At 47.4% G+C, this 22,225-nt stretch carries 23 protein-coding genes; 20 read left to right on the forward strand and 3 right to left on the reverse strand.

The features are described 5' to 3' along the window. Positions 1–22 precede the first annotated feature (22 nt). The 10 genes from NtB2_RS04260 to NtB2_RS08610 all read left to right on the forward strand — a co-directional run bounded on the left by NtB2_RS04260 (position 23) and on the right by NtB2_RS08610 (position 9,353). On the forward strand, positions 23–370 hold the full coding sequence (locus NtB2_RS04260; protein WP_109245708.1) for a nucleoside triphosphate pyrophosphohydrolase family protein: 348 nt from the start codon (positions 23–25) through the stop codon (positions 368–370). Next, positions 367–1,023, forward strand: coding sequence for a thiamine diphosphokinase (locus tag NtB2_RS04265; RefSeq protein WP_109245709.1), 657 nt, complete (start codon positions 367–369; stop codon positions 1,021–1,023). The genes NtB2_RS04260 and NtB2_RS04265 overlap by 4 nt, the downstream gene beginning before the upstream one ends. Before the next feature lie 358 nt (positions 1,024–1,381). Next, positions 1,382–2,476, forward strand: a complete 1,095-nt coding sequence (locus tag NtB2_RS04270) for an alanine dehydrogenase (RefSeq protein ID WP_109245710.1) — start codon at positions 1,382–1,384, stop codon at positions 2,474–2,476. A gap of 33 nt (positions 2,477–2,509) precedes the next feature. Continuing rightward, a complete protein-coding gene (tdcB, locus tag NtB2_RS04275; protein ID WP_109245711.1) occupies positions 2,510–3,550 on the forward strand; it encodes a bifunctional threonine ammonia-lyase/L-serine ammonia-lyase TdcB in 1,041 nt (346 codons plus the stop codon). A 211-nt stretch (positions 3,551–3,761) separates the two neighbouring features. Next, positions 3,762–4,952, forward strand: coding sequence for a glycine C-acetyltransferase (locus NtB2_RS04280; protein WP_109245712.1), 1,191 nt, complete (start codon positions 3,762–3,764; stop codon positions 4,950–4,952). Between the two features lie 54 nt (positions 4,953–5,006). After that, positions 5,007–5,960 (forward strand): L-threonine 3-dehydrogenase, encoded by a 954-nt coding sequence (locus tag NtB2_RS04285; RefSeq protein WP_109245713.1) that lies wholly within the window; start codon positions 5,007–5,009, stop codon positions 5,958–5,960. 481 nt (positions 5,961–6,441) lie between these two features. Next, a complete protein-coding gene (locus NtB2_RS04290) occupies positions 6,442–7,848 on the forward strand; it encodes an APC family permease (protein WP_109245714.1) in 1,407 nt (468 codons plus the stop codon). Positions 7,849–7,926: 78 nt separating this feature from the next. Then, complete coding sequence (locus NtB2_RS04295; protein ID WP_109245715.1) at positions 7,927–8,850, forward strand: Gfo/Idh/MocA family protein; 924 nt, start codon at positions 7,927–7,929, stop codon at positions 8,848–8,850. 12 nt (positions 8,851–8,862) lie between these two features. Then, on the forward strand, positions 8,863–9,189 hold the full coding sequence (locus NtB2_RS04300; protein WP_109245716.1) for a heavy metal-binding domain-containing protein: 327 nt from the start codon (positions 8,863–8,865) through the stop codon (positions 9,187–9,189). After that, the gene (locus NtB2_RS08610) at positions 9,186–9,353 is read left to right on the forward strand and encodes a hypothetical protein (protein ID WP_165814953.1); all 168 of its coding nucleotides are present in this window, start codon (positions 9,186–9,188) and stop codon (positions 9,351–9,353) included. The genes NtB2_RS04300 and NtB2_RS08610 overlap by 4 nt, the downstream gene beginning before the upstream one ends. Positions 9,354–9,752: 399 nt before the next feature. Here NtB2_RS08610 and NtB2_RS04305 read toward each other — a convergent pair whose 3' ends face one another. Beyond that, the gene (locus NtB2_RS04305) at positions 9,753–10,052 is read right to left on the reverse strand and encodes a GIY-YIG nuclease family protein (protein ID WP_109245717.1); all 300 of its coding nucleotides are present in this window, start codon (positions 10,050–10,052) and stop codon (positions 9,753–9,755) included. 68 nt (positions 10,053–10,120) lie between these two features. On the opposite strand from NtB2_RS04305, the gene NtB2_RS04310 reads away from it, so the two are divergent. The 10 genes from NtB2_RS04310 to trxB all read left to right on the forward strand — a co-directional run bounded on the left by NtB2_RS04310 (position 10,121) and on the right by trxB (position 20,796). Next, a complete protein-coding gene (locus NtB2_RS04310) occupies positions 10,121–10,795 on the forward strand; it encodes a hypothetical protein (protein ID WP_109245718.1) in 675 nt (224 codons plus the stop codon). A 186-nt stretch (positions 10,796–10,981) separates the two neighbouring features. After that, positions 10,982–13,798: an excinuclease ABC subunit UvrA gene (gene uvrA, locus NtB2_RS04315; RefSeq protein ID WP_109245719.1), complete on the forward strand. Its 2,817-nt coding sequence runs from the start codon at positions 10,982–10,984 to the stop codon at positions 13,796–13,798. A gap of 93 nt (positions 13,799–13,891) precedes the next feature. Further along, entirely contained in the window at positions 13,892–14,995 is a 1,104-nt protein-coding gene (serC, locus tag NtB2_RS04320) for a 3-phosphoserine/phosphohydroxythreonine transaminase (protein WP_109245720.1), read from the forward strand. After that, positions 14,979–16,169, forward strand: coding sequence for a phosphoglycerate dehydrogenase (locus tag NtB2_RS04325; RefSeq protein ID WP_109245721.1), 1,191 nt, complete (start codon positions 14,979–14,981; stop codon positions 16,167–16,169). Before serC ends, NtB2_RS04325 begins: the two co-directional genes overlap by 17 nt. A 2-nt stretch (positions 16,170–16,171) precedes the next feature. Further along, entirely contained in the window at positions 16,172–16,825 is a 654-nt protein-coding gene (serB, locus tag NtB2_RS04330; RefSeq protein ID WP_109245722.1) for a phosphoserine phosphatase SerB, read from the forward strand. 110 nt (positions 16,826–16,935) lie between these two features. Then, positions 16,936–17,796 (forward strand): transporter substrate-binding domain-containing protein, encoded by an 861-nt coding sequence (locus tag NtB2_RS04335; protein WP_109245723.1) that lies wholly within the window; start codon positions 16,936–16,938, stop codon positions 17,794–17,796. 113 nt (positions 17,797–17,909) lie between these two features. After that, positions 17,910–18,806 carry an amino acid ABC transporter permease gene (locus NtB2_RS04340; protein WP_109245724.1) on the forward strand — a complete coding sequence of 299 codons (897 nt, stop codon included), beginning with the start codon at positions 17,910–17,912 and terminating at the stop codon, positions 18,804–18,806. Then, complete coding sequence (locus tag NtB2_RS04345; RefSeq protein ID WP_109245725.1) at positions 18,803–19,558, forward strand: amino acid ABC transporter ATP-binding protein; 756 nt, start codon at positions 18,803–18,805, stop codon at positions 19,556–19,558. Before NtB2_RS04340 ends, NtB2_RS04345 begins: the two co-directional genes overlap by 4 nt. Further along, positions 19,559–19,792: a DUF4059 family protein gene (locus NtB2_RS04350; RefSeq protein WP_165814954.1), complete on the forward strand. Its 234-nt coding sequence runs from the start codon at positions 19,559–19,561 to the stop codon at positions 19,790–19,792. It begins immediately after the preceding gene. Positions 19,793–19,866: 74 nt separating this feature from the next. Beyond that, on the forward strand, positions 19,867–20,796 hold the full coding sequence (gene trxB / locus NtB2_RS04355; protein ID WP_109245726.1) for a thioredoxin-disulfide reductase: 930 nt from the start codon (positions 19,867–19,869) through the stop codon (positions 20,794–20,796). Between the two features lie 117 nt (positions 20,797–20,913). Here the strand turns inward: trxB and NtB2_RS04360 are convergent, their stop codons facing one another. Both NtB2_RS04360 and NtB2_RS04365 read right to left on the reverse strand, forming a co-directional pair. Continuing rightward, positions 20,914–21,342, reverse strand: a complete 429-nt coding sequence (locus NtB2_RS04360; RefSeq protein WP_109245727.1) for a hypothetical protein — start codon at positions 21,340–21,342, stop codon at positions 20,914–20,916. An 8-nt stretch (positions 21,343–21,350) separates the two neighbouring features. Next, positions 21,351–22,205 carry a C39 family peptidase gene (locus NtB2_RS04365; protein ID WP_165814955.1) on the reverse strand — a complete coding sequence of 285 codons (855 nt, stop codon included), beginning with the start codon at positions 22,203–22,205 and terminating at the stop codon, positions 21,351–21,353. Positions 22,206–22,225: the final 20 nt, after the last annotated feature.

The raw sequence follows: 22,225 nt of genomic DNA on the forward strand, positions 1-22,225 counted from the left end.
CCCAATCTGCTATAATAAAATCATGAATCTCAACGACTACCAAGAAAAAATTATAAAGTTTGACGTTAACGGCCCAATTACGGATATAGAACAGGTCGATCTAGCCTTTATCGATAAGGTCCTAGGTCTGCCAGGTGAGGCGGGCGAAGTGGCTGACAAGGTCAAGAAGCTAATTCGTGACCAGGAAGGCCGTATCAAGGCTGAAGACAAGGAGGCTCTTGCTAAAGAGCTGGGCGATGTCCTCTGGTATCTTGCGACGACAGCCCGCTACCTGGGCCTGTCGCTGGAAGAGATTGCTAAGGGCAATATTGACAAGCTGGAGAGCCGGCTAGAACGCAATGTGATTTCTGGAAATGGAGATGAACGATGAAAATTCTTGTGGTGGCTGGTCTGCCCTCATTTTTGCCTGATGAGGCCTTTGACTTTATCATCGGTGTCGACCGGGGCAGTCTCTGGCTGACCGAGCAAAAACTCCCTTTAGACCTTGCTGTGGGCGATTTTGACTCGATTACTGAGAAGGAGAAGTGCCTGGTCAAGGTCCATGCCAAGAGCTTTGTTGAGCTAGCGGCTGAAAAGAACGACACGGACACAGAAGTCGGCTTGAGGCTGGCCTTTGAGCAAGACCCGAAAGCCCAGGTTACGATTATTGGTGGCATGGGTGGTCGGGCTGACCATCTTTTGACCAATGTTTTTATGCCTATTTCTGAAGAGTTCAAAGAACATTGCAGGCAGGTGACACTGCTTGACCCGCAAAATGAGCTGACTTATTTTCCTGCAGGAAGCCACCAAATCAAGAATGACCCATCCTATAGGTACCTGGGCTTTGTTGAGGTTGGTATTCAGAAGAGCCTGGCCATTCAGGGAGCCAAGTATGAGCTTGAGGCCGGCCAGGGCTTTAGCCATATTTATGCGAGCAATGAGTTCAAAGATGACGAAGTAAGCTTCAGTTTTGCCGAAGGCCATCTGATTGTCATTCGTTCTAAAGATGGGAGCCCATCAAAAAATAAGGAAAACATCAGTTGAAGACTGCCTTTTGGGCAGTTTTTCTCTATCTTCAGAAGGAGAAAATTCGTTTTGTTTTCAGAACGCACAAAAGGCTTATTTCATACATTAACATTAGTGAAACCGTTAACAAAGCCTCTAGAAGGAAAAAATATTTCTGAGTAAGAGCAGACAGTTTAGTTTTTCGGGCGAATTTCCTATCCTTTTACGGAAGATAAAGAATAGGGAAGCTCGGAATAAAATCCTGTTAAAAATAGATGTCATCGCCAATGAAGCCTTGTCAAAAGTTTGTGAAAGTGCTATCATTAAATTTGTGAAGGCGGATTCATAAATCTGGACCTGCCTATCAAATAATGTAAAAATTCCAAAGGAGACCAAAATGAAAATTGGTGTAATCAAAGACCCTAAACAAGGTGAAGCTCGTGTCGGCATGACCCCTGAAAATGCGAAGATCCTCGTTGAAGCAGGCAACGAAGTCCTCGTTGACAGCAATGCAGGTGCAGGATGTGGCTTTACAAACGACCTCTACGAAGCAGCAGGTGCCAAAATCGTGGACACTGAGACTGCTTGGGAGGCTGAGCTCATCGTCAAGGTCAAAGAGCCAATGGAGTCTGAATACAAGTACTTCAAGCCAGGTCAAATCATCTGGGGCTTCCTTCATTTGGCAGCCAACAAGGCCTGTGTTGAAAAGATGATGGAAGTGGGCGTGACAGCTATCTCTGGAGAAAACATCTCTATCAATGGCGTCCTTGAGCTCTTGAAGCCAATGTCAGCCATTGCTGGTCGTCGTGCCGTTAACATCGGTCAATACTATCTTGAAAAACAACATGAAGGCGAAGGCATCCTCCTTCCCGGTATTCCTGGTATCGAAGCAGGTACTGTTGTCATCTTCGGTGGTGGTAATGCTGCTGAAAATGCGGCTGATATGGCGGTTGCCATCGGCTGTAAGGTCATCATCATCGAACTTGGCGATGCCCGGATTGCACAGCTTAAAGAACGTTATGCCGGCAAGAATGTAGAAATCGTTAAGTCTACGACGGAAGCCCTTGAAGAAAACATTAAAATCGCTGACGTCTTCATTTCTACCATCTTGATTCCTGGGGCTAAGCCACCAAAACTCGTCAAAGAATACATGGTGGAATCTATGAAACCAGGTTCAGTGATTGTCGATATCGCCATCGACCAGGGTGGTACAGTTGAAACCATCGACCACGCCACCAACCACGCTGACCCAGTCTTCATCAAGCACGGCATCATTCACTACGCTGTGCCAAACATGCCAGGTGCAACACCACGTACTGCCACTATCGCACTGGCTCAGGGCAATATCTCATTCCTCAAAGACATCTCAGTTAAGGGTCTTGATGAAGCCTTGAAGGACGAAGAACTCCACTCAGGACTTAGCGTTTACAAAGGTAAAGTCGTTTCTAAAGCCCTTGCGGAATCTATCGACGTTGAATACACTGAACTTTAATTAAATCTAGTCAAAATTTAAGGAAGAAAAATCATGACAAATTTAGAAAACCTACCTGTAACCATTACAGATATCAAAAAAGCCCAAAACACCGTAAACCAATTTGCTCGTCACACACCACTCCTCCAGTCCATGTTCATGACTGCCAAGACCGGTGGCGAAGTATACTTGAAGCTTGAAAACATGCAGTTGACTGGTTCTTTCAAGTTCCGTGGGGCCTTTAATAAAATTGCCCAACTTTCTCAAGAAGAAAAAGACCGTGGCGTGATTGCATGTTCAGCGGGTAACCACGCTCAGGGTGTGGCCTTGACCTCAAAATTGCTGGGTATCAAGAGCATCATCGTGATGCCGAAGGGTGCTCCAAAAGCCAAGGTTGAAGCAACCAAGGGCTACGGTGCAGAAGTCATGCTTGAAGGCGACCAATTTGATGATTCTAAGGCCTTCTGCGAACAGTATGCCAAAGACAACAACCTGACCTACGTGCCACCTTATGATGACAAGGAAGTCATGGCAGGCCAAGGAACTATCGGTCTTGAAATCCTTGACCAACTCTGGGATGTTGACACTGTCCTCTGTCCAGTTGGAGGTGGTGGCCTGATTTCAGGTCTGGCTGTTGCCCTTAAATCTTTCAACCCACACATCAATGTGATCGGTGTGCAGGCTGAAAACTGCCACGGCATGACCGCTTCATTTAAGGAGCGCAAGAAGGTTCATCATGACGAAGCTCCAACTATCGCTGATGGCTGTCACGTGGCCTACCCAGGCGATTTGACCTTTGAAGTGGTCAACCAAATCGTTGACAACATGGTCCTCGTGACTGAAGACGAAATCGAGCTGGCCATCAAAGACCTGATGCAACGGACAAAAATCGTTGTTGAAGGTGCTGGAGCCCTTGCGACTGCAGCCATTCTTGCCGGCAAGGTAGACGAATACGTCAAGGGTAAGAAGACTGTCGCTATCGTCTCTGGTGGTAACGTTGACCTCTCTCGTATCGAGTCAGTGGTTGACCATTTCTTGATTGCTAATGATGCAGAAGAAAAAGTTTGTGAAGAAGTGGTTGTTCAAGCCTTCTAAAATAATAAAACAGGACCTTTGCTGGCCCTGTTTTTTAATATTTTGACAATTATTCACTTCACTAGAAAGATTACGCTTGCATTTAGTTTCAATAAAAAATCAAATTCTGGCTTGTGAATTCTTGCCTGACTTTGTGAAAAATGTTAGAATGATTCATGTAATCGGTTACATTTTCTATTTCCCGATGTTAAAAAAGAAAGAAGGTTTATCAATGACTTCAAAAGTTTTAACAGACTTCCTGGAACAAGGCCTGGGCGAGCTGAAAAGCAAGGGCCTGCTCAACACCATCGATGTGCTTGATTCAGCCAATGGCCCAATGATCACAGTCGAGGGCAAGGAGCTCATCAACCTGGCTTCAAATAACTATCTGGGCTTTGCGACCCGTCCTGAGTTGATCAAGGCGACCATCGACGCAAGCAACAAGTACGGAGCCGGTGCAGGTGCCGTCCGGACCATCAACGGAACGCTCGACATCCACATTGACCTTGAAAAAACCATCGCTGAATTTAAGGGGACTGAGGCGGCTATCGCCTTCCAGTCTGGCTTTAACTGTAATATGGGAGCCATCTCAGCGGTCATGAAAAAAGGCGATGCCATTCTCTCTGATGAGCTCAATCACGCTTCTATCATCGATGGTTGCCGGCTTTCTGGGGCGAAAATTATCCGGGTAAAACACCAGGACATGGCTGACCTTGAAGCTAAGGCCAAAGAAGCCAAGGCCTCAGGCGAATACAATAAGCTGATGTATATCACGGATGGTGTCTTCTCAATGGACGGCGACGTAGCTAAATTGCCTGAAATTGTTGAGATTGCTGAAAAATACGACCTGATTACCTATGTCGATGATGCCCACGGCTCAGGTGTCATGGGTGGCGGTGCTGGAACGGTCAAGCATTTCGGCCTCCAAGACAAGATTGATTTCCAAATCGGGACTCTGTCTAAGGCCATCGGTGCCGTAGGTGGCTATGTGGCCGGCTCTAAGCTCCTGATTGACTGGCTCAAGTCTCAAGGCCGTCCCTTCCTCTTTTCTACCTCGCTCACGCCAGGTGCAGCAGCGGCGGCCAAGGAAGCCTTTGTCCTCATGCACGATCATCCAGAATATGTCGATACACTCTGGGACAATGCCAAATACTTCAAAGAAGAGCTCAAGAAAGCTGGCTTTGATACGGGTGTCTCTGAAACACCAATCACACCAGTGATTCTGGGCGATGAAAGCAAGACTCAAGAGTTTTCTAAAAAACTCATTGAAAATGGGGTCTACGTGAAGCCTATCGTCTTTCCTACTGTCCCTCTGGGAACCGGTCGTGTACGGGCCATGCCTACAGCAGCTCATACGAAGAAAATGCTCGACGATGCGGTCGCTGTCTTTGCCAAGGTCGGCAAGGAAATTGGATTGATTTAAGTTGTTTCATACAATATTGCAATTTAAGAAAATAAAGATAAGGGAGAAGAACACATGAAAAAAGTACTCATCACTGGTGCACTTGGACAAATCGGCTCAGAACTGACAGAACGCCTCCGCCGTGATCTGGGTGTCGATAATGTCATCGCCAGCGACGTCCGTGAACTCGAAGGCAATCCTGTCGTGACTGACGGCCACTTTGAAATTCTCGACGTCATGGACCGTGATCGGATGATGGCCATCGCCAAAGATAACGGCGTCGATACCATCATCCACCTGGCGTCACTCCTTTCAGCCGTCGCTGAAGCTAAGCCACAGATGGCCTGGAACCTTAACATGGGTGGCCTGGTCAATGCCTTGGAAACTGCCCGTGAGCTGGGTCTGCAACACTTTTCACCATCCAGTATCGCAGCTTTCGGCCCAAGCACACCAATGGATGATACACCACAGGTAACCATTCAACGCCCTAACACCATGTACGGCGTGACTAAGGTTTCGATGGAACTCCTCGCCGACTACTACCACAGCAAATTTGGGGTTGACACCCGTGGTGTCCGCTTCCCAGGCCTGATTTCATACAAGACCCTGCCTGGTGGTGGTACGACCGACTATGCCGTAGACATCTATTACGAAGCTATCAAGAACGGCCACTACTCAAGCTTCATCGGTCAAGGCACCAAGATGGACATGATGTACATGCCTGATGCCATTGATGCCATCGTTGACCTCCTCAACGCCCCAGCTGATAAGCTCATCAACCGCAATGCCTTCAACATCACAGCCATGAGCTTTGAGCCAGAAGAAATTGCAGCGTCTATCAAGAAATTTATGCCAGACTTCACCATGGACTACGATGTCGACCCTATCCGCCAAGGCATCGCCGACAGCTGGCCAAACTCAATCGACGCCACAGCAGCCAAAGAAGAATGGGGCTTCAATCCAAAGTACGACTTAGACGCCATGACCAAAGACATGCTTGAAAAGCTTGGGGAAAAGCTTAAAGCTTAAGAAGCTTTATCTTTGGCGAAGCCATCCGGGGAAAGCCGGGAGCGAAGCTCTAAGCCAAGGGGATTTTCTAGTAGTAGGATTATGAGAAAGCTCCGCTTTCCCATAATCCGCGGAGCGGAAATCCGCAAGTAGTGTTGCTTTGCCATGCGACGGCTCGCGTAAGCGAGACTGCCCGAGGGTCTTAGCGCTTTAGCACTTAGACTTCCGGGACAGCCTGACCTCATATCGAAGATGTGAGGTTATTGGCTAAGCAGGGCTTAGCAACACTCGAAGCTAGTTCCGCGAGCACCCAATACTAGAAATATCCCAAACCCCAAAGGGCCCAGCCTTGTGCCAGCAAAAAAACATATGTTAACGCTTGCACAAAACCCCAAAAAAGACTAAAATAGTAGAGTAGCCAAAGGGGCTGCTCTTCGTGCTGACAAGGATTTGTCGGCAACGAACTTATTAATTAAATTTTCTTTATTAAAAAGGAGCTTCCATGGAAGAAAAACAAGAATTTAAGAAGACGCTAGGCTTCTTCCCTGTCCTCGCAATGGTCATGGGGACCGTTATCGGGTCTGGCGTGTTCTTCAAGGCGGGGACCATTGCTGGCCTCACAGGTAATGCTGGCCTGCACCTGCTCGTCTGGTTGTTGGGTGGTATTCTCTCGCTCGCAGGTGGTCTGACGGCCGCAGAACTTGCCGCTGCTATCCCTGAAACTGGTGGTCTCATCCGCTATATCGAGCGTGGTTTCGGTAAGGCCTGGGGCTTTGTCACAGGTTGGGCACAGATGCTCATCAACTACCCTGCACAGATTGCAGCCCTGGCTACCGTCTTTGCGGCTCAGTTCCTCAATCTCTTTGGTCTGAAGGATTCAAATGGGGTCTTGACCATTGTCGTCGGCCTGATTGCAGCGCTCTCTGTTACCCTGCTGAACTTTATCTCAGCCAAGGTTGCAGGTGGCATCCAGTCTGTGACCCTCGTGATCAAGCTCATCCCTATCGTCTTAATCATCATTGTTGGTCTCTTGGTGAACCCCCATCCAGTAAGCTTCTCGCTCTTCCCTGTAGCGGTAGGTTCTGCTGTGGCCAATCATCCGTCGCTGGCTCAGACCATCGGTCTTGGTCTCTTGGCAACCATGTTTGCCTATGACGGCTGGATCTATGTTGGTAACGTTGCCGGTGAAATGAAGAATCCTAAGAAGGACCTGCCTCGTGCGATCATCTTTGGTTTGATTGCCATCACATTGATCTATGTCTTCATCAATGCTGCCTACATCCGGACCCTTGGTGTTGACGGCTCAAACGGCCTTCTTGCTAACGCTGGAAACACTTCTATCCTTCCGGGCATGGTTGCCAACAAGCTCTTTGGTGGTGGTGCTGGTACTCTGATTACCATCGGTATCATGATTTCCGTTTACGGGACCATTAACGGCTACACCATGGCCGGCTCTCGTGCAACCTTCGCCTTTGCTGAAGACAACAAGATTGGTTGGCTGAACAAGCTCTCTAAAAATGGTGTCCCTGTCAATGCTGGTATCCTGCAAATCATCATCGCTGTTCTCATGCTCTTGACAACACTGATTCCTGCCTCTGGTGAATTTGCAGCGGCTGGTGGGGCCTTCGGTCTTTTGACCAACCTCTGTATCTTTGCCAACTGGCTCTTCTACACCATGGTCTTCATCGCCGTCTTTGTCCTCCGGAAGAAAGAACCTGATATGGTTCGTCCATACAAAGTACCGCTTTATCCAGTGATTCCAATCATTGCGACACTCGGTGGTGTCTTTATCCTTGTGATGACACTGACTGGTTCATTCCTTGGCTACCAGCTGCCAGCCATCATCGGCTTGATTGTAGTGATTGTCGGCTTCCCTGTTTACAGCCTGGTCAATAAGAAAAACAAATAATGAGAAATAGCGGATAGCCTCAGCGATGCCGCTATTTTTTTGTTAAAATATAGGAAAAGATAAGGAAAAGGTAAAACTATGATCATCGGAGTCATCGGAGCCACATCAAATATCGCAGGAAAGGCCTATCTGCCGGTCTATGCGGCCGCCCAAAAAGAGCAGCGCTTTATTCTTTACTCAAGAAATTGGGAGAAGGCTGAAGAAGTCCGGAAGAAATATAAATTTGAGTATGCAACCACAGACTTGTCTGCCCTTGAGACGGTGGACCTGGTCATGATTCATGCGGCGACGAGCGAGCACTTCGCCCTGGCCAAACGCTATATCGAAGCCGGTGTTCATGTCTATATGGATAAGCCAGTTTCTGAAAATCTAGCTGAAGTCAAGGCCTTGATGAAATTGGCAGAAGAAAAAGAAGTCCTTTTTGTCATTGGCTTTAATCGGCGATTTGCCCCATTGACCGACCAGCTCAAGAGCCTGCCAAATAAGAACACCGTCAAGGCGACGAAGAACCTCATGCATCATAAGGGTGACGCCCAATTCCTCCTCTATGATGTTTTCATCCATCCGCTGGATACTATGATTTACCTTCTGGATGATGAGATTGAGTCTGTCCAGACTTCTGTGAAGCTGGATGCTGAAGGCAAGCTCAGCCGGGTCAATGTCCTGGTAGATACGAAGACAGCGACAGGGCTTGCCAGCATGAATCTGGACTCAGGTGCGGTTAACGAGGAATTTATCGTCGAGAGCCCTGATGAGTCCAGAAAGCTGTCAGAGTTGACCCAGCTGGAGCTGATGACTGGTATTGATAAGAGCGTCAAGGGCATGAACGGCTGGAATCCTGCGACCTATAACCGGGGCTTTGATGACATCTTTAAGGGCCTGACTGCAGCAGTAGAAAATTACCAGCCAGAGCAGCGGGCTGAACTGCTTGAGGGCTTGAAACAAAAGAACATTCTGACCTCTCACGAAATCATCGATGAGATTTTGAAGAAAATCAAATAAAAGGAGAAAAAGATGGCAGAACTATTAATCGTGACAAGTAATGACATCCCAGGCTACAAAATCACAGAGGTCTATGGCGAGGTCTTTGGCCTGGCCACCCGTTCCCGCCACATCGGCTCAAACATCGGTCAGGGCCTGAAGACCGTCGTCGGTGGCGAAATCCAGGGCTACACCAAGCTCCAGCGTGAAACCCGCGACCATGCGATTGAACGGCTGATCGAAGCGACCGAAGCCAAAGGCGGCAACGCCGTCATTGCCATGCGTTTTGACAGCTCCACCTTCCAGAACATTGATTCTGTCGCAGCTTATGGGACGGCAGTGAGGATTGAAAAAGGATGAGTAAATTAAAAACTTGGCAACAGTTTGTCTTGATTTTTCTCTATTTCTTTGCCTTCAACCGTCTGGCTAAATTTTTTCCAGCCTATAAGTGGTGGATTTTTGGGCTGATGATTATTGGGGTCGTGACCTTCTTATTGGTTGCGAGAAATCGGGGAAAGAAATAGGCTTGCTTCATTGATTCCGTTTCATTCCAGAAATCCCAGAAAACTGCTGTGAGACACGCAAGCGAAGCTTCGCTTCCATTGCTAAGTGTCGAGCCAGTTGGTCTCGCCACTTGTCTTTTTCACAGCTGTTTTCCGGGATTTCTTCTATTTCAATCTTGCAAATTTTATATTAGGACTTTCTCTATTGCTTCAGCGGGAATGTCAGCATTTGATATAGGCGTATACAATTTTTAAGCTACTAATGAAGTGGAAGAAATCTGGGCCCAGTGCTGGTGTAAAAAGGAAGTTTGGGAGACCTTGGGCTTCCAAACTAGCAATGAGACACGGTAGCTGTCTGCTTGCGGCCACACCAGCACTGGGCCCAGATTTCTGGAACGGAATGAACAAAAAAAGAAGGATCTACTGCCGCCCCTCCATATACTCCTCAAAAGCCTCCCGCAAGGCTTTTTTCCTTATCAGCGCTAGCTTTTGAGTCTTAGTCAGCTTGTGCTTAAACCACCACTCACACTTCATGGCCAGTTTCTTATCTGGAAAATCCAGACTGTAGAGTAACTCGACAGGTAGCCTCGCCTTCGTATATTTTGCCCCCTTTCCCTCATTGTGCGTCGTCAATCGGCGGGCCACATCATCCGTGTAGCCGCAATATAACGTATCGTCCGCACAGTGGAGAACATAGGTATAGTAAGCTTTTTCAGTCATTCTAATATTATAGCATTTTTTTAGTTCAATCTTGAGCCCCCTCTTGACAGAGATGATATAATAGAGAAATGATTACAGTTTTAAGTATCCTGTCCAGTATTGCGGTGATTGTCTATTCAATCATAACTTACTGGCAGTACCAGCTCTCAAAAAAACAGCATCATAATCTTCTGGTGATTAGCCAGCTCAACAAGCAAAAAGATGACTTTATCCGTTGGTTTTATGATTATCTTCACATGACTCAGTTGGCCTTGAGGCATTCCATCCAATATCATATGGACCTCTTAGAAGAAGCCTATTATGCAGATAAGGATCTGACCAGCGACTTTAATTCAGAGCGACGTCAAGAGCGGATCAGTGAAAATGCCCGCTTTTATGACCGCTGTATCACCGATATTGACTATCAGATGATTCGCCTGAATTTTGTCATCGATGATCGCTATCCTTATCTTGGCGATGCAAAAAAGAGTATTTTGGCCAGCCATGCCTTGCTTGAAAAAGAGTTAAATGGCTTTAGTGACTATATCCATCACGACCTGAAAGAAAAAGTCCGAGCGGCAGAAAGCTATGAGGCCTTCCGCGAGCTCATGGCAGAGGCCAGAGAGAATGCGCGCGAGACCCGGGCGAGGATTGATGCCTGCAATCGTGAGATGGGCAAGGGAGTGCGGGATGACATTCACCTGCTGGAAGATCAAATCCTGAAGCATGTCGGGAAAAAGATTACAATGAAGCTCGATAATTAATGATGTCAACGACTATTTTTATTGGATCTATAACATTAGTCAGCTGCTTAAGGTGGAAAGCTTCGCTTTCCTTATTTGCAACCTCACTCGCGAGGTCTAGGGCTTCAATGCTTCCTTTGGTCGCATTGCTTTCCAAGACCTCGGCAGAGCAACAAACTTAACAATAACAGAAAAGAAGAATTAAAAATGCCACAAAATAAAATTGTGATACACGGTGCTCGTGAGCACAACCTTAAGAATATTGACGTAGAAATTCCCCGCGACAAACTCGTTGTCGTCACAGGTGTTTCTGGCTCAGGAAAATCAAGTCTGGCCTTTGAAACCCTCTATGCTGAAGGTCAACGGCGTTACGTAGAAAGTCTTTCGGCTTATGCGCGTCAATTCCTCGGCAATATGGATAAGCCAGACGTTGACAGTATTGACGGTTTGTCACCTGCCATTTCTATTGACCAGAAAACAACGAGTAAAAATCCGCGTTCAACGGTTGGAACAGTGACCGAAATCAACGACTATCTTCGTTTGCTCTATGCCCGTGTTGGGACGCCTTACTGTATCAATGGTCACGGCAAGATTTCTGCTCAGTCTCCTGAAGAGATTGTTAACCAAATTTTAGAATTGCCAGAGCGGACCCGTCTGCAAATTTTGGCGCCGATTGTCCGTGCTAAAAAAGGGACGCATGCTAAGACTTTGGAAAAGGTCCAAAAAGACGGCTATGTGCGTGTCCGTATTGACGGTGAAGTCGTTGATGTGACGGAAGCCCCTGAGCTTGATAAGAATAAAAAGCATGATATCGAAGTCGTGATTGACCGTATTGTTGTCAAGGAAGGCATTCGCTCCCGTCTTTTCGACTCTGTCGAAGCTGCCCTTCATCAGTCTGAAGGCTATGTGATTATTGACACGATGGATGGCAATGAACTCTTGTTCAGCGAGTTTTATGCCTGTCCTGTCTGCGGCTTTACGGTGCCAGAATTAGAGCCCCGTCTCTTTTCATTTAACGCACCATTTGGTTCATGTCCTGACTGTGACGGCCTGGGTATGCGGCTTGAGGCAGATGAAGACCTCTTGATTCCTGATAAGTCTAAGACCTTGAACGAAGGGGCGATTGTCTATTGGTATGGGAAGTCTTCGACCTATTATCCTGCTCTGTTAGAGCAATTCTGCACGCAATTTAATATTGACAGGGACACGCCCTGGGAGAAGATGAAGACAAAAGACCAGGACTTAATTCTCAATGGTTCTGGCAATAAGACCTTCCACTTTTATCATGAGGGTGATTTTGGCCTGCGCGACCAGGACATGCCTTTTGTTGGTGTCATTCCAAACCTTTGGCGCCGCTATAAATCTGGTATGACAGAGTCTGCGCGTGAAATGGCACGTTCTTACATGACAGAATTGCCTTGCGGGACTTGTCATGGTGACCGTCTGAACAGCCAAGCTTTGTCTGTAAAAGTTGGCGAGAAAAATATTGCTGAGTTTTCTAAGCTGGCCTTGAGCGATAGCCTGGATTATGCGAATAACTTAAATTTGACAGAGCAAGAAGAAATGATTGCCAGACCTATCTTGAAAGAAATCGCTGACCGATTGACCTTCTTGAAAAATGTCGGTCTCGACTATCTCAGCTTGTCACGTTCTGCTGGGACCCTTTCAGGTGGTGAATCACAACGTATCCGCCTCGCCACGCAAATCGGTTCAAACTTGTCTGGTGTGCTCTATATCTTGGACGAACCCTCTATTGGACTCCACCAACGCGATAATGACCGTCTGATTGAAAGTTTGCAAAAAATGCGTGACCTCGGCAATACGCTGGTCGTCGTTGAGCATGATGAAGATACGATGATGGCTGCGGATTACTTGATTGACATCGGTCCCGGTGCTGGCGACCTTGGTGGTGAAGTCATCGCTGCTGGAACGCCTCAACAAGTTTTGAAAAATAAAAAGTCTTTGACAGGACAATATTTGTCAGGGAAGAAGTCAATTCCTGTGCCTGAAAAACGTCGCAAGATTGACAAAAAGCATCAAGTGAAAATCACAGGTGCTGCTGAAAACAATCTGCAAAACTTGTCAGCTAGCTTCCCACTCGGTGTGATGACTGCTGTGACTGGCGTTTCTGGTTCTGGAAAGTCAACGCTGGTCAACAGCATTCTTAAAAAGGCACTGGCACAAAAGCTGAACCACAATACGGAAAAACCAGGCAAGCACAAGTCGATCACTGGTTTTGAAGGTATTGAGCGTTTGATTGACATTGACCAAAGTCCGATTGGGCGTACTCCTCGCTCAAATCCAGCGACTTATACAAGCGTTTTTGACGATATACGGGATCTTTTTGCTTCGACAAATGAAGCGAAAATCCGTGGTTACAAGAAAGGACGTTTCTCATTTAATGTCAAGGGCGGGCGCTGTGAAGCTTGTTCGGGCGACGGGATTATCAAGATTGAGATGCACTTCTTGCCAGATGTTTATGTGCCTTGTGAAGTTTGTCATGGTCGTCGCTATAACTCTGAAACCCTTGAAGTTCATTATAAAGGGAAAAATATTTCAGAGGTCTTGGACATGCGTGTTTCAGATGCTTTGGAGTTCTTCCGCCATATTCCTAAAATTGAGCGAAAACTTCAAACCATCGTTGATGTCGGCCTGGGCTATGTGACCCTTGGACAGCCTGCGACGACCCTTTCAGGTGGGGAGGCTCAGCGGATGAAGCTGGCCAGCGAGCTCCAGAAACGCAGTAATGGCAAGTCCTTCTATATCTTGGATGAGCCGACGACTGGTCTTCACTCTGAAGACATTGCGACCTTGTTGAAGGTCCTGGAACGTCTCGTAGACCAAGGCAATACGATTGTTGTCATTGAGCATAATTTGGATGTGATTAAAACGGCAGACTATATCATTGATCTCGGTCCTGAAGGTGGTGCTGGTGGCGGGACGATTCTTGCAACTGGTACACCTGAGGATGTGGCCAAGGTAGAAGCTTCCTATACCGGACAATACCTGAAGAAAAAGTTATAAAAGCATAAGAGTGAGGCTGAGCCTTACTCTTTTTCTTATATTGGCTTGAATTATCAGAAAAATATGTTACAATATACAAAAATGTGAGGTGTACTGATGGTCTATAATTTTGCTGCAGGGCCTGCTGTCCTGCCCCAAGAAGTCTTGAAAAAAGCCCAGGCGGAGCTTCTGAACTATGCTGGTTCAGGCATGTCGGTCATGGAGCTGAGCCACCGGGGAGCTGAGTTTTCGATGATTTTAGAGCAGGCTGAAGCCAATCTCAGAGACTTGATGAGGATTCCAGACGATTATAAGGTCCTCTTTCTTCAAGGCGGGGCCTCGCTCCAGTTTTCTATGCTAGCGATGAATCTGGTGCTTGGGAAGAAGGCCTATTATCTCGTCTCTGGCTCCTTTGGCAAGAAGGCGTATTCTGAAGCTGTTAAACTTTCTAAGACATTAAATTTTGAGCCTATTTTACTTGCTTCTAGTGAGGATGAGCATTTTGCAGAGCTTGCAAAGTTTGAGCCGCTGATGATTGACCCAGAGGCCTCCTATGTGCACGTCACGATGAACAATACCATTGAGGGCACGACGATTTATGAACTGCCTGAGACGAATGGCGTTCCCTTGGTGGCGGATATGAGCTCTGATATTTTAGCTGTCGACTATGATGTCAGTCGCTTTGCTTTGATTTATGCGGGTGCCCAAAAGAATATGGGACCGGCTGGGATGACGGTCGTCATTGTGAGAGAGGATTTTCTGCCTCAGGATGAGGTTCTTTCTTCAATGTTAGATTACCGGATTTTGGCGGAGCATCAGTCGCTTTACAATACACCACCGGCCTTTAGCATTTACATGTCTGGTCTCGTCTTTGAATGGGCCAAGGCAGAAGGAGGTGTCAAGGCCCTAGAGGCCAGGAATTGTGAAAAAGCCAGACTATTATATGATACTATTGACGCTAGTTCCTTTTATAATAATCCAGTAAAATTTAAGGCTGAACGCTCTATCTGCAATGTCCCCTTTAGAACACCAACAGCAGAGCTAGACACCGCCTTTATCAAAGAGGCAGAAGTGGCTGGCTTCAAGAATCTAGCCGGCCACCGCTCTGTCGGAGGCATGCGGGCAAGTATCTACAATGCCTTTCCCAAAGAGGGGGTTGAGGCACTGGTCGACTTCATGAAAGCTTTTGAGGAAAAACATCATGACTTATCAGATTAAAACGATTGGAAATAACATTGATCAGGAGGGTCTCCGCTCTTTTGGCGAGGCTTTTGAAATTGACAAGGTCGCTGAAGAAGAAGCCCAGGCCTTTATCTGCCGGACTCAGGACTTTCACGGCTATGACTGGTCGGACGAGCTATTGGCTATCGGCCGGGCTGGTGCAGGCTTCAACAACATCCCCATCGAGGATTGTGCCAGCCGGGGGATTGTGGTCTTTAATGCCCCTGGAGGCAATGCTAATGCGGTCAAAGAGCTGGTCCTTGCCATGATGATTTTTGGCAGTCGAAAGCTAAAACCGGCCAACAAGTGGCTCTCCCAGCAGTTGGGATCTGATCAGGCCATTGACCTAGCGGTCGAAGATGGCAAGAAGGCCTTTAACGGTCGTGAAATTGCAGGTAAAACTTTAGGAATCATCGGCCTGGGCAATATTGGCTCAAGAATTGCCAATGATGCCCTGCAGCTCGGCATGAAGGTGGTCGGCTATGATCCCTTTATCGCTGTTGAGCGTGCCTGGGAGATTTCCCACCGGGTCAAGCGGGTCGACGAGATCTCTGAAATCTTTGAAGCGGCCGACTATATCACGATTCACACGCCATTGACAGCCGAAACACGAGGGCTTTATTCGGCAGAAAATTTTAAGAAGATGAAAGAAGGCGTGGTCCTGCTCAATTTTGCCCGGGATGAGATGGTCGTGAAAGAAGATCTCTTAGACTATATTGAAAAAGGCAAAATTTCTTACTTTGCGACGGACTTTGGCTCAGAGACTTATTATCATAATGAGAAAATATTTGTAAGCCCCCATCTGGGAGGCTCGACAGAAGAGGCCAGCCTCAACTGTACCCGGATGGTGGCCGATTCTATCAGCAGCTATCTCAAGACTGGCGAGATTATTAACGCTGTGAACTTCCCCCGTGTGATTCAGGCCCTGAGAACACCCTACCGGATTACCATCATCAATAAGAACGTCCCCAATGTCGTCGCCAGCATCAGCCAGGCGGTCTCAGAGGAAGATATTAATATTGACAATATTATTAACCGGGCGAGCGGAGAATTTGCATATACACTTTTAGACTTAGACGAGCAGGATGAGGGTAAACTCAAAGAGTTGGTCCAGCGTTTTGAGGCTGAGGAAAATATTATTCGGGTCCGCCTTATCAAGAAAGAAGGCTGAGCATGGCAGAAGAAAAGCGACTCCTGGTCATGGATGTCGACGGCACCCTCATCAATGAGGAAGTAATCGACCTCTTGGGCGAACTAGCAGGCCGAGGACAAGCGATCGCAGAGTTAACGGCTCGGGCAATGAAGGGGGAGCTCGACTTTCGTCAGGCCCTGACGGATCGGGTCGCCCTCTTAAATGAGCTTCCCGTCAGTGTTTTTGACCAGGTCTATGATAAAATAAGTCTGACGATGGGGGTAGAAGCAGTTGTCAAGGAAGCCCATGAACGTGGATGGAAGGTCGGCCTGGTCTCCGGCGGTTTCCATGAAATCGTCGATCGCTTGGTCGATAGGCTAAGAATAGACTACGCCCTGGCTAATCGGCTGGAAGTCAAGTCAGGTCGCCTTACAGGGCGTCTAAAGGGCGAGCTCATCAGCCCAGAGATTAAGCTTGCGACCCTAAAGGCCTGGGCAGAAGTAAATAGCCTTCCTCTAAGCCAGACCATCGCTGTCGGAGACGGGGCCAACGATATTCTAATGCTCCAGGCCGCAGGCATCGGCATCGCCTTTTGTGCCAAGCCGGCCACTCGGAAAGCAGCCGCCTATCATCTGGACGAACGGGACCTCAAAAAGCTCCTGCCCATCATCGACCAGGTATCAAATCAGTCCTAGCAAGCTTTTCGCTGCCATTAAAAAATCTTATGGCCAGCCATAAAGAAATTTTATGATGGCCTATAAAGACGGATGGTATCATATTTTATATCCTTCTTAAGGAGAAAGAAATGAAAAAGTCTATTAAATTTTCTATCGCAGCCGGCTTATCCCTCATCGCACTGGGAAGCCTGGCTGCCTGCGGAAATTCAAGCTCTAAAGAGAGCAATAGCAGTTCGGCGAAAAAGACAGAAATTGTCATCGCTGCAGACGGAAGCACCAAGCCCTTTGAGTATTCTGACAGTCAGGGAAATCTGACAGGTTACGACATCGCCGTAGCCAAGGCTGTCTTCAAGGAGCTCCCTCAATATGAGGTCAAGTTCCAGACGGTCGACTTCTCAGGCATCACGCCGGGTATCACGAGCGGTCGCTACCAGATGGGGGCCAATGACTTTGGCTGGAGCAAGGAACGGGCTCAGAGCTTTAACTTCTCAAGTCCAATTTCTAAGAGCCAAAATGCTGTTGCCGTCAAGTCAGGCAGTTACAGTAACTTTGCTTCATTGGCCGGCAAGAAGACGATTGGTAATCCTTCATCAAACTATAGCAAGGAAATCGAGGCTTGGAACCAGGCCCATCCTGACAAGAAGATTGACATCAGCTATGCTTCAGACCAGACTTCAATCAACACCCGTCTCAACCAGATTGACACCGGAAAGATTGACTTCATGCTCTATGACAAGATCAGCCTGACTCAGGCGGTCAAAGAGCAAGGATTTGACGACCTCAAGGTCCAGTCTGTTGACACGACTTCAGGAGACCCTGAGCACGATGGCTACGAGTACTTTATCTTTGGCCAGGATAAGCTCGGTGAACAGCTCAAGAAGGACGTTGATGGCGAGCTCAAGAAGCTCCAGGCCGATGGGACTCTCTCTAAGCTCTCTAAGGAATACTTTGGTGGCGACTTTGTCCCAAAGGCTGAGCTTTTCAAATAAGGCTGATATAAGTCATCTAAGGCGATAAAAAGCAATAAAAATAGTATAATAAAATTAAATATTTTATGAAGAAGAAACTGCCCTCGTCATGAGGCAGTTTCTTGAGGTTTAACATGTCACGCAATAAAAAAATTCTTCTGGGCGTCGCCATTCTGATTGTCGTCCTCCTGCTCTTGAGCTCGCCCTTCCTCTTAAATCAGGGCCAGTACAGTTTTCATGACTTCTGGCAACTCTTTTTCACAAAGATTTTCAGCTGGAAGGCCTTTATTTCAGCCTTTGGCCCGATTGCCAGTGTGATTCCGGCCTCGCTGATCATCACCTTTGTGGCCATGTTCTTTGGACTGCTGTTGGGGCTCTTCTTGGCACTGATTCATCTGAACAAGATTCCGGTCCTCAACCAGCTCCGGGCGGTCTTTGTCAGCTTTATCCGGGGGACGCCCATCATCGTCCAGCTCTTTTTGACCTACACTGGGATTCCACTGATTTTGAAGGCCATCAATATGAATTATGGCACCAACTATACGGTCAATAGCATCCCGCCCATGCTTTTTGTCATCATTACCTTTGCCCTCAATGAAGCGGCTTATGGCTCAGAGACCATCCGTGCGGCTATCCAGTCGGTCGACAATGGTCAGATTGAGGCCGCGAAATCCCTCGGCATGACGAATTTCCAAGTCTTCATGCGGGTGACGGTCAAGGAGGCCTTGACTGTAGCGACCGCCCCTCTGGGAAATGCACTGATTAGCCTCTTGAAGTCAACCTCGCTGGCCTTTGTCGCTGGTGTGGTCGAAATGACGGCCCAGGCCCAGATTATCGGTGGTTCAAATTTCAGACAATTTGAGACTTATTCAGCCCTGGCCCTGCTCTACTGGCCAATGGTCATCATTTTAGAGTTGCTCATTCGCTGGGTTGAAAAGAGTCTAGAAATTAAGATGAAGCCTGGGAAACAGCTCAGGACAGGCCTCTCAGTCAAAGAAAATCCTTTTGATAATGGAGGAAGCAAGGCATGATTAAAATTTCAAACTTAACGAAAGAATTTTCAGGCGTCAAGGTCTTAGACGGCCTAGACCTTGAAATTAATGAAGGCGATGTGGTTGCTCTGATTGGTGCCTCTGGTGCCGGCAAATCGACCTTTCTCCGCTCGATTGATTATCTTGAAGAGGCAGATTCTGGTATAATAGAGATAGATAATTTTAAGGTTGACCTTGCTAACATTAACAAGAAAGAAATCTTAGAATTGAGACGGCGGACGGCTATGGTCTTCCAGCAGTTCAATCTTTTTGAAAGAAAGACAGCCCTGGAAAACGTCATGGAGGGCCTGACCCAGGTCAAGAAGCTCTCTAAAGAAGAGGCGAAAAGCCTGGCAGAAGAAGGCTTGAAGACCGTCGGCCTCGAAGACAGGATGGACTATTATCCTAAGTTCTTATCTGGCGGGCAGAAACAACGGGTCGGCATTGCCCGGGCTGCAGCGATGAATCCAAAGCTTTTGCTCCTGGACGAGCCGACCTCTGCCCTCGACCCTGAGCTGGTTTATGAGGTCCAAGAGACAATCTTGAAGCTGGCTAAGGCCGGCCAGACTATGGTCATTGTCAGTCATGAGATGGATTTTGTCTACAATGTGGCGACTAAGGTCCTCTTCCTTGAAAAAGGCAAGATTATCGAAGAAGGCAGTCCTGAAGAGGTCTTCAATAGACCGAAGAACGACCGGGTTCGTGACTTCCTCATGCGACACAATAAAAGTATAGAAGTAGGAAATATATAATTGTTTGGTTTGATTCTTGAGCTCTATATCCAGGGCCTTATCTTCTCTTTTATCCTTATAGCGGTCCTTTGTGGTCTCTATATTTTTGCCTTTCTGGTAAGAAATCCTGAGAAATCAAGGGCAGAGCGACGAAATAGGGTCATGGATGCCATCCTGGTAGCCGTCTTAACCATCCCGATTTTGAGCTTTGCCCTGCTCGGTTTCCTCGTGATTCTAAGAGCCAAACATTTATAAGACGACTTGCTTGCATTTTAATGTTTACTCATGTAAACTGTAGCTAAGAAAAAACAAAAGGAGATTTGATTGTAATGACCGATACACGATACGATAGCATCATTATTGGAGCTGGGCCTGCAGGAATGACTGCTGCCCTTTATACGGCGAGAAGTGATATGAAGACGCTCCTCCTTGAGCGTGGTGTGCCTGGTGGCCAGATGAATAATACAGCTGAGGTAGAAAACTATCCCGGTTATGAAAGCATCCAGGGGCCAGACCTCTCAATGAAGATGTACGAGCCACTCGAAGGCTTGGGTGTCGTCAATGCTTATGGCTTTGTGACCGGCATCGAGGACAAGGGCGACTATAAGATTGTCCACACAGAAGAAGAGGATTTTGAGACTAAGACTGTCATCATCGCAACTGGTGCCAACCACCGCAAGCTGAATGTACCCGGCGAAGATGAGTACGGTGCTCGTGGCGTTTCCTACTGTGCCGTCTGTGATGGTGCTTTCTTCCGAGAACAAGAGATTCTTGTTGTCGGTGGTGGTGACTCTGCCGTTGAAGAAGCACTTTATCTGACCCGTTTTGGCAAGAGCGTGACCATCATGCACCGTCGTGACCAGCTCCGTGCCCAAAAGATTATCCAAGAACGTGCCATGGCCAATGATAAAATCAAGTTCATCTGGGATTCTGCTGTCGAAGAAATCAAGGGCGATGATAAGAAAGTCCAGACAGTCACATATAAGAACGTCAAGACAGGTGAAGTCAGCGAGGCTGAATTTGGCGGTGTCTTCATCTATGTTGGCCTTGACCCTGTCACTGAAAGCATCCGTGACCTGGGCGTGACCGATGAAGCAGGCTGGGTCATCACAGATGACCATATGAAGACTAGCGTCCCTGGTATCTATGCCGTTGGTGATGTCCGTCAGAAGGACTTCCGCCAGATTACTACGGCTGTGGGTGATGGAGCTCAAGCTGCCCAAGAAGCTTATAAGTATGTTGAGGCTTTGGAAGGCTAAAAAAATGCTCTCAGGAGCTTTTTTTGTAGATTAAATTTATGATAGAGCAAGTCTTTCAATGAATTTTGGATAAGAAAAAACGTCGCTTACTATTAGTAAACGACGTTTTTCAAAGCATCAAAGATTTGGATAGAGTGACTTGAGGTGACTGATAAAATCAATATGCTGAGCCTTGGCTTCTCTCCAAGCTGAAAGCACTTGGTCGTCCGTTAGGCTGGCCGAATTGATGCCTGCCGTATAGAGGCTGATGCGGGCCTGACTCAAATCAGTCTTATCGTCTTGCAAACTTGCTGAAGATGATGCTGGTGTTTGCGTTGTTGGACTGGTTGGACTGCTCGTTTCAGGAGCTTTGCTAGCAGAGCTGTAGTCAGGCTTGCTCGTCGAGCTAGTTTGGCTTTGTGAGGTCGATTCCTTAGGCGTGCTGGCCACAGAGCTAGCTTTGGAAGACTCAGAAGGCTTAGCACTGCTTTTAGAAGGATTACTTCCACAAGCTGTTAAGCTCGTCAACACTAATAGTAAGAGAGAAAAAGAAAGAATTTTTTTCATGCTGCCACCTATTTGATTGCAAATACTGGCCGACCTGCATTCCAGTCTTCAGTCAATGGAGATGGAATTGCCCAGAGGCCTGAGACAGTACCTGTTCCATTTGGATAGAACTGGCGGTGCCAAGGGTCATTGACCATTGTTGTGCCATTGTTGTAGCCATAAGCGACAACGGCGTGGCCTGTTCCGACATTAATGAAGAAGATAAGAGGATAGCCTGCTTTAAGGAGGTCGATGGCCCTTTGCTGACTGCCGACCACTTCGACGTTATGACCGTATGAATTAACGGTACGGATAAGGTCTTGTCCATTCATACCAAAAGGTTCTGATCCTGGAATGTAATTATTGGCCCTTTGGGCAACGGTTCCTGGGTCAAGATTCATGCCATAAGATCCCTTGAGGACCATGGCGATAGAAGTAGGCACACATCCGGCCTGACCAACAGTATAGCCAGCAGGACCAATGCGAACATTAGACCAGCGAGGGTCCCATTGTGAATAATAGACAGGGGCCTTGGCATATGGCTTTGGTGAAGTCGGTGTTTTAGGTGGAACATAGCTGGTAACCACCGGATCAGTTGTCCCATACCAGGCGATTCCTTCGTACTTCCAGCCCTGTTTGATCAGCTGGTCACGTTCGTAGCTACTTGATGTGGTAAAGTGACTACCGACACCTGCTGCTGGATTGTAGAGGCGATAGTCTGCTTTGCCTTGTTTTGCATCAGAGTAGAAGGCAGTTCCCTCGTTAGACCAGTGATAGCTGGCGACGAGGACAGAGGCTTCGTTAGCATCTCTGGTGTAGAGGTGTTCTCCAGATTTAGGATTATAAACCCGGTAGACAGGGACAGATGAGCTGTTAGGGGCCATCCATGAGGCGCCTTCATACT

Source organism: Lactococcus termiticola, assembly GCF_003116835.1.
Lineage (GTDB): Bacteria > Bacillota > Bacilli > Lactobacillales > Streptococcaceae > Lactococcus > Lactococcus termiticola.